Source organism: Actinoplanes oblitus (assembly GCF_030252345.1).
GTDB classification, from domain to species: domain Bacteria; phylum Actinomycetota; class Actinomycetes; order Mycobacteriales; family Micromonosporaceae; genus Actinoplanes; species Actinoplanes oblitus.
On record NZ_CP126980.1, the window covers coordinates 5,787,115 to 5,801,793 of the forward strand.

General features: G+C 74.3%; 13 protein-coding genes. 4 read left to right on the forward strand and 9 right to left on the reverse strand.

The window, feature by feature from the left end:
- Positions 1-126: 126 nt before the first annotated feature.
- A complete protein-coding gene (locus tag Actob_RS26115; protein ID WP_284914458.1) occupies positions 127-5,919 on the forward strand; it encodes a trypsin-like peptidase domain-containing protein in 5,793 nt (1,930 codons plus the stop codon).
- Positions 5,920-5,922: 3 nt separating this feature from the next.
- Here Actob_RS26115 and Actob_RS26120 read toward each other — a convergent pair whose 3' ends face one another.
- The 4 genes from Actob_RS26120 to Actob_RS26135 all read right to left on the reverse strand — a co-directional run bounded on the left by Actob_RS26120 (position 5,923) and on the right by Actob_RS26135 (position 8,636).
- On the reverse strand, positions 5,923-6,426 hold the full coding sequence (locus Actob_RS26120; RefSeq protein WP_284914459.1) for a hypothetical protein: 504 nt from the start codon (positions 6,424-6,426) through the stop codon (positions 5,923-5,925).
- Between the two features lie 162 nt (positions 6,427-6,588).
- On the reverse strand, positions 6,589-7,386 hold the full coding sequence (locus Actob_RS26125) for a class I SAM-dependent methyltransferase (protein WP_284914460.1): 798 nt from the start codon (positions 7,384-7,386) through the stop codon (positions 6,589-6,591).
- Positions 7,383-7,871, reverse strand: coding sequence for a peptide deformylase (locus Actob_RS26130; RefSeq protein WP_284914461.1), 489 nt, complete (start codon positions 7,869-7,871; stop codon positions 7,383-7,385). The genes Actob_RS26125 and Actob_RS26130 overlap by 4 nt, the downstream gene beginning before the upstream one ends.
- 21 nt (positions 7,872-7,892) lie before the next feature.
- Positions 7,893-8,636: an SDR family oxidoreductase gene (locus Actob_RS26135; protein ID WP_284922389.1), complete on the reverse strand. Its 744-nt coding sequence runs from the start codon at positions 8,634-8,636 to the stop codon at positions 7,893-7,895.
- A gap of 82 nt (positions 8,637-8,718) precedes the next feature.
- Here Actob_RS26135 and Actob_RS26140 point away from each other — a divergent pair, with 82 nt between their 5' ends.
- On the forward strand, positions 8,719-9,192 hold the full coding sequence (locus Actob_RS26140; RefSeq protein WP_284914462.1) for an RrF2 family transcriptional regulator: 474 nt from the start codon (positions 8,719-8,721) through the stop codon (positions 9,190-9,192).
- Positions 9,193-9,431: 239 nt separating this feature from the next.
- Here Actob_RS26140 and Actob_RS26145 read toward each other — a convergent pair whose 3' ends face one another.
- Together Actob_RS26145 and Actob_RS26150 are read right to left on the reverse strand one after the other, a co-directional pair.
- The gene (locus Actob_RS26145) at positions 9,432-9,758 is read right to left on the reverse strand and encodes a DMT family transporter (protein WP_284914463.1); all 327 of its coding nucleotides are present in this window, start codon (positions 9,756-9,758) and stop codon (positions 9,432-9,434) included.
- Complete coding sequence (locus Actob_RS26150; protein WP_284914464.1) at positions 9,752-10,417, reverse strand: FMN-dependent NADH-azoreductase; 666 nt, start codon at positions 10,415-10,417, stop codon at positions 9,752-9,754. The genes Actob_RS26145 and Actob_RS26150 overlap by 7 nt, the downstream gene beginning before the upstream one ends.
- A gap of 109 nt (positions 10,418-10,526) precedes the next feature.
- Between Actob_RS26150 and Actob_RS26155 the strand changes: the two genes are divergently transcribed.
- On the forward strand, positions 10,527-11,084 hold the full coding sequence (locus Actob_RS26155) for a TetR/AcrR family transcriptional regulator (protein WP_284914465.1): 558 nt from the start codon (positions 10,527-10,529) through the stop codon (positions 11,082-11,084).
- A 184-nt stretch (positions 11,085-11,268) separates the two neighbouring features.
- On the opposite strand, the gene Actob_RS26160 is transcribed toward Actob_RS26155, so the two are convergent.
- The 3 genes from Actob_RS26160 to Actob_RS26170 all read right to left on the reverse strand — a co-directional run bounded on the left by Actob_RS26160 (position 11,269) and on the right by Actob_RS26170 (position 14,329).
- The gene (locus Actob_RS26160; RefSeq protein WP_284914466.1) at positions 11,269-12,048 is read right to left on the reverse strand and encodes an AAA family ATPase; all 780 of its coding nucleotides are present in this window, start codon (positions 12,046-12,048) and stop codon (positions 11,269-11,271) included.
- Between the two features lie 358 nt (positions 12,049-12,406).
- Positions 12,407-12,946 (reverse strand): sigma-70 family RNA polymerase sigma factor, encoded by a 540-nt coding sequence (locus tag Actob_RS26165; protein ID WP_284914467.1) that lies wholly within the window; start codon positions 12,944-12,946, stop codon positions 12,407-12,409.
- 156 nt (positions 12,947-13,102) lie between these two features.
- Positions 13,103-14,329, reverse strand: a complete 1,227-nt coding sequence (locus tag Actob_RS26170; RefSeq protein ID WP_284922390.1) for a chorismate-binding protein — start codon at positions 14,327-14,329, stop codon at positions 13,103-13,105.
- 122 nt (positions 14,330-14,451) lie between these two features.
- Here Actob_RS26170 and Actob_RS26175 point away from each other — a divergent pair, with 122 nt between their 5' ends.
- On the forward strand, positions 14,452-14,652 hold the full coding sequence (locus Actob_RS26175; protein WP_189335706.1) for a DUF5999 family protein: 201 nt from the start codon (positions 14,452-14,454) through the stop codon (positions 14,650-14,652).
- Positions 14,653-14,679 lie beyond the last annotated feature (27 nt).

Here is a 14,679-nt window from a genome sequence, read left to right on the forward strand (position 1 = left end):
TGGCCGGCGTGGCCCCCGGCGGGTCGGCTCACCGGCCGGGTGTCGGATCAGCGGCCGATGCCTCCAGCAACCCCGCGGCCGGGGATAGCGTCTCCTCGATCGGCCGTCTCGGCGAGGAGGCGCGGCATGAGCAGCACCGGGCATCCGGCCCGCGCCCGGCTCGCCGAAGTGCTGGTGAACCGGGCCGACGGGTTCGCCCGGCGCGGCACCGGATACCTGGTCGCGCCCGGCCTGGTCCTCACCGCGGCGCACGTGGTCGCGGGCGCGCGGACTGTCGCGGTGTGGCTGGGTTCGCCCCGGGAGCTGGAGACCGCCGACGGCATCGGCGTCGACCTCGCCGCGACGCTGCTGGACCCGGAGGCGGACCTGGCGCTGCTGCCGCTGTCCCGCTCACCGGCCGGCGTCGAGCCGGTCCTGCTGGGCCGGCTGGACCGGGAGCTGCCCGAGCCGGTCCCGGCGGTGTTCGCCGGGTTCCCCCGTTTCAAGGTGCGTCCGGCGCCCGGGCGTCCCGGGGTGCTGCTCCGCGAGTTGCGGCTGGCGACCGGCTGGATCAACCCCGGTTCGGACGCCAAGACCGGCACCCTGGAGCTGGCCGTGCGCGAGCCGCCCGCGGAGGACCCCCAGCCCCGGGAACATTCGCCCTGGGAGGGCATGTCCGGCGCGGCCGTCTGGGTCTCCGGCCGGCTGATCGGGGTGGTCGGCCAGCACCATCCGGGCGAGGGGCTGGCGGTGCTGACCGTACGCCCGCTGACCGCGCTGTTCGACGGCCCGGACCCGGACCGCTGGCGGGCGGCGTTGCCCCAGCTCGGCCCGTCCGCCGCGGAACTCTTCCCGGCCACGCCGCCGGCCGCCCGCCACCTGAAGTTGCGCGGCGCCAGCGACCTGATCGCCGAGTTCATGCCGCCGGTGCTGATCGGCCGGCAGGCCGAGCTGGACGAGCTGGCCGGGTTCGCCACGTCCGGGCGGTGGCGGTGGGTGCGGGGCGAGGCCTTCACCGGCAAGAGCGCGCTGCTGTCCTGGTTCGCGCTGCATCCGCCCGAGGGCGTCGACGTGGCGGCGTTCGCGCTGCGCAGCACTACCGCGCAGGCCGACGCGGCCACCGTGCTGAGCCTGCTGAACCCGCAGCTCGCCGCCCTGGCGATGCGGCCGGACCCGAAGGAGTCGGGCGTCGTCTGGGAGCGGACGCGCGAGTTCCTCACTCTGCTGGCCGAGGCCGGCGAGGCCGGCCGGCAGCGTGGGCGGCGGCTGCTGGTCCTGATCGACGGGCTCGACGAGGATCTGACCCGGGAGAGCGGGCTCGCCGTCGCCGCCTGGCTGCCCGACGAGCGGACCCTGCCGGCCGGCGCCTGCCTGCTGGTCTCCAGCCGCAGCGGGGTGGCGGTGCCGGTTCCCGCCGGCCATCCGCTGTGGAACGCGGTCACCGTGCTGGAGCCGTCCGAGGTGGCGGCCGACATCGAGCAGATCGCCGCGCGGGAGATCAGGCAGGTCCGGCAGGGCCGGGACGAGACCACCGCGCTGCTGGGCTTCCTGACCGTCGCGTACGGCGGGTTGAGCCCGGCCGAGCTGGCTCTGCTGGTACGCCGGCGCGGCGGTGGCCCGCTCGACGCCGTCGCCGTGTCCGACCGGCTGGAGGGGCTGCTGGGACGGACCGTGTCGCGCACCCAGGACCCGGACGGGCTGGCCGCGGACCTCCGGGTGTTCAGCCATGCCGCGCTCCGCGGTGGCAGCGCCCGGCAGCTGGCCGGGGTGCTCGACGATTACCGGCACACCATCGACGAGCTGGCCGCCGAGTACCGGGAGCGGGGCTGGCCCGGGGACACGCCACGGTACCTGCTCCGGGCGTACCCCAGGCAGTTGGTTGTCGAGGCCGACGGCCTCCCGCCCGGTGACCAGCGGCGCGCGAGCATCGTGGCGATCCTGACCGCGCTGGTCGACTCGCCGGCGCGGGGCGCGCGGCTGCTGGAACGCATCGGGCATCCGGCCGCCCACAACGACGAGATCACGGCCGTGCAGGAGCTCTTGCTGCGCTCGGCGGAACCGGGCGAGGCGCTGCTCCGGCGGCTGCTGGCGCTGTCGCTGGCCCGGCACCCGATCGCCGGCGGCATGGCGAAGGTGGCGCGCGAGATCGCGCCGATCTGGGTGCGGACCGGGCGGGCGCGGCCGGCGCACGCCTTCGCGCGCGCGGTCCAGGACCGCGTGGAACGGGACTTCGCGCTGCGGGCGGTGGGGGTCGCCGCCGCCGGGCAGCCCGGCGAGCTGGCCCTGGCGCTGGAGGTGGCCGACGAGCTGCGCGGACGCGACGAGGCGTTGCAGGTGCTCGCCGCGGCGGTGGCGGCCGAGGCCCGGCGCGACGTCGGCGCCGCCGTGCTGTTGGCGCAGTCGGCCGGCAGTCCGGTCGCGTGCGTCGATGTGCTGACCCGGGCAGCGGGTGAAAACGACAAAACCGACACAGCTTCGCGTACGGCGTTGTGCACGGCCGCCCGTGGCCACGCGGAGGCCATCCGGTCCACAGCGGACCGCGCTCGGGCGCTCGCCCTGGTCGCCAGAACCGACCGGGCGGCGGCCCGGGAGATCGCGGCGCGGGCGCTGGTGCTGGCACCGGCCGTGCCCGACCCGCACGAACGGCGCGGGCTGGTCGCCCGCCTGATCTCCGCGGTGTTCCCTGGCCCGGGGCATCCGGACCCACCAGAGGTGATCGGCTGGGTCACCGAGCCGGGCGGCGATCCGGCCGGCACCGCGACGTCGCTGGGCCTGGTGCTGAACGCCTGGGCCGAGACGGGTCTCGTCGGGCCGGGCGAGGCGGCCGTCCGGCAACTGCTGGTGCTCGCGCTGCAGTGGGCCGGCACCCAGGAAGATCATCACACTGCCGCGGTGCGGCTCCTGGAAGCGACCGGCGACGACATCGACCCGGCCGTCATGGCGCACACCCTGACGCTGGTGGAGAGGGACCGGGCGCTTCAGGAGGCGGTGACGGCGGTGCTGGCCGAGCCGTCCGGCCCGGCCGTGGCCGAACTCCGCGACCGCGTCGCCGCCGTGACGGCGCACGCCATGGCGCACCCGGATCCGGCCTCCGGGCAGGGCTCCGTCGTCGGCATGGTGCTCAGCCTGCATCTGCGGGGGCTGACCGCCGAGGCCGAGCGCTCACTCGCCGCGCTGCCGCCCGACCTGCGGGCGGTGTGCGCCCACTACCTGGCGGTCCGGCTCGCGGAGGACGGTGACTTCGCCCGGGCCACCGCCGTGGCCGGGCTGGGCGACGACCGGCCGACCCGGGCGGCGACGCTTGCCGAGATCGCGGTCCGGGTGGCCCGTACCGGCGCCGCGGAGGCGGCCGTCGAGCTGCTCGCGCAGGTGCCGGAGCATCGCGCCGCGGCGTTGCTCGCGCTGGTCCCGGAGCTGCCGGACGGTTGCCCGGCGCCGCTGCTGGTGCGCTGCGCCGGCGAGGCCGCCGCCGTACTCGGCGAGATCGCGGACGCCGAGGCCGCCGCGGAACAGCTGGCCCGGCTGGCCGCCCGGCTGGCCCGCGCCGGGCAGGCCGGGGCGGCGATCGACCTGGTGGCCGCCGCCGCTCCCGAGGAGTACGACACCTGGACCCTCGTACTGGCCGGGATGCTCCTGTGCCGGGACGGCCACCGAGATGACATCACCCCGTTCGCCGAGGCGGTGCCCGTCCCCGCCCGCCCGCGCGTGCTCGGCGGTGTGGCCGCTCAGTTCCACAAGGACTACGCGCAGGACGAGGCCAGGGCGTACGCGGCGGCCGCGGCCCGCGCCGCCCTGGCGCTCGGCGACCCGGAGCGGGTCCAGCAGTCGCTCGCCGAGGTCGCCGGCCAGTGGTCGGAGGTGATCCTCGGTGACGACCTGCGGATCGCCGCCGCCGACGTGCTGATCGACGAGCCCGAAGAGCTGTTCTGGGCGTTCCTCGGCGGCATCGCGGAGCCGGAACCGTGTGAGCCGGTGCTGAACCACCTGATGGGTGTGGAACTGCGGCGCGACCAGCACGAGGACGCGCTCGCCACGGCACAGGCCCTGATCGAGGTGGCCGCCGCCGGCGACCGCGCCGCGTCCCGGTGGCACCAGCTGAGCAACCTGGGCGTGCTGGCCCGCGATGGCTGGCTCACCCCGATCCTGGCCATGATCGCCGAGCTCCCCGACCCCGCCGTCCGCGTGACGATCTATGCGCGCCTGGCGGGGTCGGCCCCGCTGGCCGGCGACCGGGACGCACTGCGCGCGATAGCCGCCGCCTATCGCGCGGCGCCGCCGACCGTCGAGACCGACGAGTTCTACGGCAGCCGGTCGCTGGTGCACACCCTGGCCACGCACGGCGCGACGGAGGACGCGCTGGCCGTCGCGCGGGTCTCCGACCGGCCCGGTGAGCTGCTCGCCCTGGTCGCCCGGACACTGCTCGACCAGGATCGGCCCGACGAGTCCGCCGCCGCGGTCGCCGAGGCGGTCCACACCACCGGCCGCAGCCGGAAACCGCAGCGCGAGGCCGACCTGGTGCTGGCGGTGACCGACACCCTGGTCGCGGCGGGCTTCACCGATCGGGCCGGGACGGTGCTGGAACGTCTGCTCACCGACCGGCCGGACTGGTTCGAGGCGCACGACCGGGTGCGACTGCTGGCCCGGGCGGCGGCGCTGCTGGCCGGCCGGGACCGGGCCGAGGCGGCCCGGAGCTACGCCACCGAGGCCGTGACCGCGGCCCGCGACGCCGCCGACACGAGTGGCTTCCTCCGCATGCTCGGCTGCACGGCGGGCGCCGTCGCGCTCTCGTCGGCCGGGCTCGACGGAGCCGAGGACCTGGCGGCCATCGCGGCCGAGGCGGCCGCCGACGCGGGAGACCTGTTGCTCTTCCAGCAACACGTCGCCGGCTGCGTCGCCGAGCTGGCCGGGGCCGGCCTGCTCGGGGCGGCCGCCGCGATGGCCCGGAGCATCCCCGACCTGGACCTGCGCTGCGACGCGTTCGCCGAGGTCGGCACCGGCCTGGCCGGGCGCGGCGACGCCACCGCGCTGGGCTCGCTGATCGCCGAGGTGGCGGCTCTGGGCGACACTGCGGCGGTCACCCTCACTGTCGCCTGGCTGACCGGTGAGAGTGGCGCGGCCGAGGAGGCGATCGCCGTCCTCCGGTCGTGCCCGGCGCCCGCGGACCGGGCCCGTGGACTGGCCGGGTTGCTGCACACCGCCGCCTTCGCCGGCTCGCCGCCGGAGCGCGCCGAGCTGATCACCGCCGAGGCGGACCGGCTGCCCGGGCAGTCCGCGGCGGTCTTGTTCGGACTCGCCCGCCAGCTGGTCCGCAGCGGCATCTCCGCCACCGCGACGGTCGATCGCGCGGTGGAGCTGGCCGGTGCGGACGCCGCGGAGCGGCTCATCGAGTACGCGGACGGACTCGGCGCGGACGGCCGGCGCGCGGCGGCCGCTGACGCCGCGCGGCGGGCCGTCGCTCTCAGCCCGGCGGACCGGCCGGAGGTCCGGGTGCGCGCTCAGCTCTGCCGGGCGATCTGGCGGTCGGCCGGTGGAGCGGACACCGCCGCTCTCGTACCGGAAGTGCACCGCCTGGCGGTCGGCACCCTGCTGGACATCGCCGCCCGGCTGCGGAAACTGGGCCGCGTCGAGGCGTCCGCGCCGTTCGTCGGCGCCGCGCTGGCCGACAGCTTGGTGACACCCGAGCGGCTGTGCGCACACGACCTGCCGGACCTCGCCCTCGACCAGCTCCTGGCCCGGTCCGGCGCCGGGCCGTCCGCCGACGAACTGACGGTGGTCGTGCGCACCGCCCGGGAGATCGGCGACACCGGTACCGCCGGACGGGCGATCGCCCGGCTCGTGGTCTCCCCCGAGTTCCGGGAACATCTGCACCTGCTGCCGGGCGAGATCCTCGCGACGGCGATCGACGACGGGCAGCTGACGTTCGGTCCCGCCGGAGCCTGACGCTCAGGACCGCTCGCGGACCCGGTCGTTCATCTCCGGCTGCAGGGTGGCGGCGTGGTTGTCGTCGAGGATGGCGTCCCGCAGGCGCTCCGGGAAGATCCGCTCGATCTCCGGGCCGTAGAGGGCGCCGTCACCGGGGGCTTCGGCGGTCGGCGGGTCGGTGAGGTGCACGGCGACCGGCAGCAGGCTCGACGACGGGACGTCGCCGCCGTAGGCGCACATGGCCCAGACGTAGACGGCGCGTGCCTGGGCCGCGGCGGTCAGCGTGGGCGGGTCGGCGCCGACGACCCACACGCTGCACGCCCGCTGTTCGCCGGCCGGACCGAGGTTCGGGACGGCGATCCGTTCGACGGTGTCCCGGGCGGTGATGGCCAGATCGGTACGGACGGCCGCCGGGAAGTCGTCCTCGCCGCTTCCCAGTGTCGTGAAGAAGTAGATCCCCGCACCGGCGGCGAGCACCGCGGCCGTCGCCGCCGCCAGCCAGCCGATCCTGATCTTGGTCATCATGAGCGCAGCCTAGAGGGCCGGCTCAACGCCGAAGGCCCGGCATGAGGTCACCCGGCGAGGACGGCCCGCCAGCTGGCGGCTCAACCCCGGGACCCGGCGTGAGATCACCGCGCGAAGACGGCCCGCCAGCTGCCGGCTCAAACCACGGGACCCGGCGTGAGATCACCGCACGAAGACGGCCCGCCAGCGGATCACGAGCCGGGAGTCCGGGGCCGGTAGCTCCTCGACAGCGACCTGGCGCAGGCCGGGGGTGGCGAAGGCGTCGATCTCGGCGCGGGTCAGAGGCCAGGGCGGCCCGTCCCCCGGGCTGTCGGTGGCCGCGGCGGCGAGGATCAGCAGGGTGCCGCCGGGTGCGACGAACTCGCCCACAGTGGCGATCGCCCGGGCGCGGATCCCGGCGGGCAGCGCCTGGACGTTGTTGCTCTCCAGCACCAGGTCGAACGCCCGGTGCCAGTCCGGTGGCGGGTCCAGCAGGTCGGCGACGCGATAGTCGACAGGCGAGGCGGGGTGCCGCTGCCGGGCCAGGGCGATCGCCGTCTCCGAGATGTCGAAACCGGTCACCGCATAGCCCCGGGTGGCGAGGTACTCGGCGTCGCGCCCGGGGCCGCAGCCGACGACCAGCGCCCGCCGCCCCTCGCCCGGTGGCAGCGGGAAGTCGCGCAGGTTGACGCTGGCGGCCGCGACGTCCCACGGCACCCTCGCCCGGCCGTCCCGCGCCTCGGCATAGAGCCGCTCGAACCAGCCGGTCGCATCGCCCGCCGCCAGCGACTGTGCGGCGAACCGCCGGGTGTCGGTCGCCGGGTCCGATCGCGCGGGGACGGGCCGGGCGCTCGCGGACGGGACGGTGACCGGGCCCTCGGCGACAGGCCGGGCGCTCGCGGGCGCGGCGGTGGCCGGGCCCGCGGGTGCCGGGCCGGGCTGCGGTGTGGCCGGCGACCGGCCGGGATCGGCGGTGGTCATCGGGGGACGACTCGGCGGAGCTCGCGGAGGGCCTGGCGGCGGACGTCGCCGGTGAGGGTGTCGATGTAGAGGCGGCCGTCGAGGTGGTCGGTCTCGTGCTGCAGGGCCCGGGCCAGGAAACCGGTCCCGTGGATCACCAGCGGCTCGCCGTGCTGGTCGAAGCCGCGGGCGGTGACCGCCATGGCGCGTTTCGTGGAATAGCCGAGACCGGGCAACGAGAGGCAGCCCTCCTCGTCCTCCTGCTCGCCATCGAAATCGGAGAGCACCGGGTTCACCAGGTGGCCCACCTGGCCCGCCACGTGGTAGGAGAACACCCGCAGGCCGACGCCGATCTGCGGGCCGGCCACTCCGGCGCGGCCCGGCTCCCGGACGGTGTCCTCCAGGTCCCGGACGATCTCGCGCAGGCTGGCGTCGAAGTCGGTGACCGGGTCGGCGGGCGTACGCAGTACCGGATCACCGTAGAGCCGAATCGGCCGAACTGTCATGCCTGAAACCTTATCTGGTCGTTACGCCTGCCGGCTCAGCCACTCGTCGAACGTGGTCGGCATGAGACGCGCGTCCGGCCCGGGGAGCAGCACGTCGCCGGCCATCGACACGTCGAACAGCGACGACCAGGTGGGGATCAGGGTGACCGCCCGCCCGCGAGCGGTGTTGGTGCGCCGGGCCATGTCCACCAGGTCCTGCGTCTGCGGCCCGGCGACGTCGCGGTAGCGCCCCAGCGGTGCGCCGGTGGCGATCTCGGCGAGCACGGCCGCCACGTCCTCGGGCGCGATCGGCTGCACGAGCAGGGGTGCGATGGTGGCCGCGCCGTCCCGCTCGGTCCAGCCGGCCACCATCGCGGCGAAGTCGTGGAACTGCGTCGCCGGGACGATCGTCCACGGCACCGGCCCCTCGCTGACCAGACGCTCCTGCTCGCGCTTGCCGGCGTAGTGCGCGTTGCCCTCGACCCGGTGCACGCCGACGATCGACAGCAGGACGTGGTGCCGCACCCCGGCGCGCCGGGCGGCGGCGAGCAGGTTGCCGGTGGCAGCACCGAAATAGGCGACGGCCTCGTCCCGGTCGCCAGCCGGGCCGTTGGTGACGTCGACGACCGCCTCGACACCGGTCAGGGCGGCGTCCAGGCCGTCGCCGGTGAGCAGGTCCACGCCGAGCGATCGGCTGATCCGGACCACCTGGTGGCCGGCCCGCTCCAGGGCGGCCACGGTGAGGGCTCCGATGTTTCCGGTCGCTCCGGCGACGGCGATGCGCATGCTGGTCATGACGCTCTCCTTTCTCCACCGGTAACCTATCTCGGACAATGCAGATCCGCAATATCTGCGATAGAATCACCTCATGAAACTGCCGGTGAGCACCGAGTGGCTGTTGCACTGCGCCGCGTCGCTGGCGCAGTTGGAGGCGGGCGCCACCGCGTCGGCCACCCAGCTCGCGCAGTATTTCGACGTGCCGGCGGCCTACCTCGCCAAGCAGCTCCAGTCGCTGGTCCGGGGTGGGGTGCTGGCCGCGACGACCGGGCCGCGCGGCGGGTTCCGGCTGGCCCGGGACGCCGCGCGGATCACTCTGCTGGACATCGTCGAGGCGGTGGACGGCGCCTCGGATCCGTATGAGTGCCGGGAGATCCGGCAGCGGGGTCGCGGCGCGTTGAGCCCGGAGGAGTGCCGCAGCCCGTGCATCCTGGCGCGCAAGATGGCCGAGGCCCACGACGCCTGGCGGCAGAGTCTCGCCGCGACCACGCTGGCGGACATCGTCGCCGCGATCCCGGCGTCCGCCCCGGCCCGCACCCGGGCACGGCTGACCGGGGCGCCCTGACACTGCCTCCCGTCCGGGCCACCGTCGCCGCACCGGGCCCGGCCCACCGGCCGTGACACCGCTCCCCGCGCGAGCCACTGTCACGGCACCAGGCCCGGCCCACCGGCCGGAACACCACTCCTCGCGCGAGCCACTGTCACGGCACCGGGCCCGGCCCACCGGCCGAACGAGTGCGAGACGCCGGTACCGCCCGGCCACGTCGCACACCGCTCGACCGGCAGGCCACCCCTGGGGGCCGGTCAGCCCTCCGGGGTGACCGCCCGGGACAGGGCGACCCCCGCCACGATCAGGGCCAGGGCCGCGACCCGCCCGGGCGTCAGCGGGTCCTTGTGGACGATCACGCCCAGGGTGATGGCACCGACCGCGCCGATGCCGGTGAACACCGCGTAGGCCGTACCGACCGGCAGGCCCTTCATCGCGAGCGACAGCAGGTAGACGGCCACGGCGGCGAGCACGAAGCAGACCAGGGTCGGGACCAGGCGGGTGAAGCCGGCCGTCGGTTTGATGCTCTGGGACCAGGCGACCTCGACCAGGCCGGCGACGATCAACAGGAGCCAGCTCACCATTCCCCGCCGATCTTCCGGGCCGCGGTCAGCGCGGCCGAGCGGGACACCTCGTGCGCGTCGCGCCGGCCGGCCAGTGCGGGATCGACGCGGGCGTTGACGAGTTCGGTGCCGAGGAAGGCCATCGCCGCGTCCGGGACGGCGAAGTGCCCGGTGAAGAAGTCGCGCAGGTACCGCTCCTGATGATCCACCGGGTGGCGCGGGGTGCCGGGACCGTACGCCCCGCCGCGCGCGTAGGCCACCACGAATCGGCGCCCGGCCAGCGACATCTTCGGGAACGTGACCTGGTCGATCCACGCCTTGAGCGACGCCGGGATGCCGAAGTTGTACATCGGCGTGGCGATCAGCACCGTGTCGGCGGCGACCAGTTCGGCCAGCAGCGGTTCGACGATCGCCCAGGCCGCTGCCTGCTCCGGGGTGCGCACCGCCTCGGCGTACCGGGCGATGTCGGTGATCTGGTGGGCCAGCACGTAGTCGCACAGCTCGGTCCAGGCCTCGTCGATCTGCGGCACCGGGGTGAGCGCGAGATCCCGGTGCAGATACCGGCCGCCGGGATGGGCCGAGCGCCAGGCTTCGGCGACGGCGTCACCGACCTCCCGGCTGAACGAGCGGCGCCGGGCGCTCGCGTCGAGGTGCAGCAACGTCGGAGTGGCTGAGGGCATGTCGGCTCTCCTGACAGACGGTCGTCTAACCGGACACGGCGTCCAGTTATTTGACCCTAGCAACTGGACGGCGTGTCCGGTTATTCCGGGGGTGCCGTAGGCTGTCGTGGTGGAGACGAGGGAACGCGCGGACGCGGCCCGCAACCGGGCCAAGGTGCTGGCCGCGGCGGCCCAGCTGTTCGCGGCCGGGGATTCCCGGGCGGTCACGATGGAGGACATCGCCCGGGCTGCCGGGGTCGGCCGGGGGACGCTCTACCGGCGCTACCCGGATGTGGCGTCCATCGCGGCGGCCCTGCTCGACGACCACGAGCGCACGGTGCAGCAAGCTCTGATCCGGGGCGAGCCGCCGCTGGGCCCGGGCGCGCCGCCGCACGAGCGGCTCGCCGCCTTCTTCGGGGCCATGGTGGACCTGCTGGAGCAGCACAGCCACCTGGTGCTGGGCGCGGAGGCCGGGCCGCGCCGGTTCGCGGTCGGCGCCTACGGATTCTGGCGGGCCCACGTCGTGGCACTGCTGAGGCAGGGCGGCGTCGCCGATCCGGACGCGCTCGCCGACACCCTGCTCGCGCCGCTCGCGCCGGAGGTCTTCCGCCACCAGCGCGCTCAGGGCATCAGCACCGACCGCCTCAAAGCCGCCCTGACCCACCTCGCGGCCGCCGCCACCCGCTGACCGACATCCCCAGGGCATCAGCACCGACCGCCGCAAGACCGCACTGACCCACCCGCCGAACCATCAAGGCGGAGGCGAACTGAGGCGGCTTAGCCGCCTGGCCGCGATCGACCCGAGGGTACGGGTGAGGCGAGCACAGCCACAAAGGCCGGCTCAGCCACGCAGCGGCAGTGCGCCGAACCGGCTAGGCAGCTGGCCGGGCAGGCTGGGCGGCGGGCCGGGCAGGCTGAGCAGCGGACCGGGCAGGCGAGGCGGAACCGATACCGACGGCGGGCGCGCCGACGAGGCCGGCGAATGAGACGCCCGCGGAAGCCACCGGCTGCAGGCCGTCGAAGCGGATGGCGGTCAGGTCGGAGGCCACGGAGCGGTCGATGACAGTGATGGTGGCGGCCTCGCGGTGGATCCGGTGTGCCGGGTCGGCGACGTCGGTGAGCAGCCGCTGCCAGTTGCGGTAGTGCTGGGCGAACGACGACCGCCGCACCTTGCGCCGGCGGGCTTCCTGTCCGGCGAGGGCCTCCGACGCGGCCACGTCCAGCAGCAGCAGGTGGGTCCGCCGCCCGGCTCGGGTCGCCGCCGCGGTGATCAGTTTGCGGACCCAGGACCGGGTACCGCTCTCGTGCACCACGATCGACTCGTCGCCGCGCAGGGCCCGGAACAGCCGCACGTAGTGGGCGGCGTGCACCAGCGGGCGCCAGTAGCGGTACGGCACCGCCCCGAAGTACGGACTCCACTCGACACGTGCCCGCTCCGAGTCCAGCAGCCGCACGCCGGGCCGCGGGAAGAGCCGCTTGAGCAGCGTGGTCTTGCCCGCTCCGGGAACCCCCGCGACGACCAGCACCGAGCGCGCCGGGTAGTTCAGCTCACCGACCCGCCGGCCACGAAGGTCGCGCGCACCGGCCGGAACGAGGACGCCTCCGGCAACGGCGGCCGGGTCGAGGTGAAGAGGGTCGGCGAGGGCGGTCATCGGTCTCGGTCCAATCCCGCCGCGGCAGGAACCGAACTCCCGACATGGCACCGAGACCCCGGCCCCTGTCCCGGCGACAACGTCACCTGCAGGGCCGAAGGTCTGGTCCACCCCGGGAAACCCCGAGGCCCGGCCGCCGGGTGCCCGAAGGCTCCAGGATGTCGAACGACCGGCGAAGGACTACTCCCCTTCGCCGGAAATACTACCGCTCCCCCGCAAGCCCCCTCATGCTGCTAAAAGAGCGGGCCGCAGGCGCCCGCCCGCACTCCTCACACCGCGAAAAGAGCGGGCCACAGGCGCCCGGCCCGCACTCCTCACGCCACGAAAAGAACGGGCCACACGCGCCCGCCCGCACTCCTCACGCCGCGAAGAGGGCCGTCCGCTCCCGCGACAGCACCTGCTTCAGCTTCATCAGCGACCGCCGGGTCTGACTCTTCACCACAGTGATCGGCACATCCAGCTCCGCCGCCACCTGCTCGACGCTCTGATCGGCGAAGTACCGCAGCAGCACTATCGTCCGGTCCCGGACCGGGAGCCGCCCCAGCGCGTCCAGCATGGTGATCCGCAGGTCCCGGTCCACCGAGTAGGACGGCTCCCGCAACTCCCCCGGCACCACTTCGGTGGAGCTGCGGCGGCGGCGATGGTCGAGGTACGTGCGCAACAGCACCTTCTGGGCGTACGCCGAAAGGTTTTCGCTGCCGGCGGCCCGCTCCCAGCTCAGGAACAGCTTGGTCAGCGTGGCCTGGGTCAGGTCCTGGGCCAGGTGCCAGTCGCGGCAGAGCTGGAACGCGGTGCTGTGCAACCGCGGCGAACTGTCCGACGCGAAACGCGTGAACTCCTCGGTCGTCGCGGGCGCACGGCCGGGGGCCGGGGCCGGTGGGTCGAGGAGTTCAAGCATGACCAGGGTGTCGCCTTCTCTGCAGCCACCGTGGCGGGCATCGCCACAGTGGACCGTCTCTGGTGAAACGCGTGCGCCAAGGTACGCGTTCCTCCCCCGTTGGTGGGGGAGGACGCCGAGAGTGGCACGCAATGGGTAGAGAAGGCTCGGAAGCCACTATGTGCCGGCTGTGTCACCCATCTCCAGCGCCGCGCGCAGCGGCCCGGCCTTCGCCGCCGCCTCCGCCACCTCGGCCTGGGGATCGCTGTCGGCGGTGATCCCGCCGCCGGCCCACGCGTGCACCCGGGTCCCGTCGACCGCCACGGTCCGGATGCTCAGGCCCAGGTCGAGGTGATCGTGACCGATCCAGCCGAGGGCGCCCATGCTCACCCCGCGCCCGACCGGTTCCCGGGCCGCGATCTGGTCGAGCGCGGCGAGCTTGGGCGCGCCGGTGACGCTGCCGCCGGGGCAGACCGCGCGGAGCAGTTCGGCGAGCCCGACGTCGCCGTCCAGGGGCGCCGAGACGACCGATTCGGCCTGCCAGAGACCGCACCATCGGCGGACCGCGAACAGCTCGTCGACGCGCACCGGCCCGGTACCGGGCAGCCGGGCGAGGTCGTTGCGCTCCAGGTCGACGATCATGACATGCTCGGCGCGTTCCTTGGCCGAGGCGAGCAGTTCCCGGCGACCGGCCGCGGTGGCCGGGCGGGTGCCCTTGATCGGCCGGGTCAGCACCCGCCCGTCGCGCACCTCGACCAGGGTCTCCGGGGAGGCGGTGGCGAGCGCCCAGCGCCCCGCGGCGTCGCCGAGGACCCCGCCATACTTCGCGCCGGGCAGGGCCGCGACGCGGCGCAGGGCCGCGGTCGGATTTCCGACGTACGGCGCGCAGGCGTGCCCGACGACGTTGACCTGGTACACGTCGCCCCGCCCGATCGCCTCGCGCACCTGCTCAACGGCGTCGGCGTGCTGCTCCGGCGTCCAGCTCGCCCGCCACGGGCCGAGTTGCCAGCCGGTTTCATGCTGGGGTGAACCGGGAGCACCCCGGCCGGCGTGTACCCAGACGACGGCGTACACGTCCGGGACCACCGGGACCGGACTGGCGGCGCCGGACGTGGCGTTGATCATCACGCATCCGGCATCGGCGGATACGTAGAGCGACGCTCCACAGATATCGGAATGGCCATCCGGCCGAGATTTGTCAGCCGAACGGCCGAGGTTTCGCACCGCGAGTCCGTTGGCGGCCAGGAACCCGGTCAGAAGCTCGGCAGGGTCACCGGAATCACTCCGGTACCACTGGAAGACACGTAACGCATGGTGACGGGCACGGCAGGCGGTCGGAGCCGCCGGCGGAGCACCGAGAGGAGGTACCGGAGAGTGGTCACCGGACCCCTGCGCGTGGACCATCGATACGGCGAAACCGCGGGCCGACGCCGTCACCGCTGTGAACCGTTTTCGTTCGATCTGAGGTAACGTTCGAGCCCGACTTTGTGAACCTTCACACAGCCCCCGACCGGAGTAAACCCAAGATGTGCCAGCACCGAACCCCCTGCCCTCCAGCCGACGCGATCGATCGTGAGGCCGCCCGCACCGTGGCGACCTTCTGCGAACAGGGCTGGAGCCTGCTCTGCAACGGCGTCATCGTCTTCGAGGACACCGGAGAGCTGCTTCCGGACGGTACGACGATCGAGCCGCACCGCGGCCCGGCGGTCCACGCCCTCGCCGCGTAATTACTCAGCGTAACAAAACGACCGCCC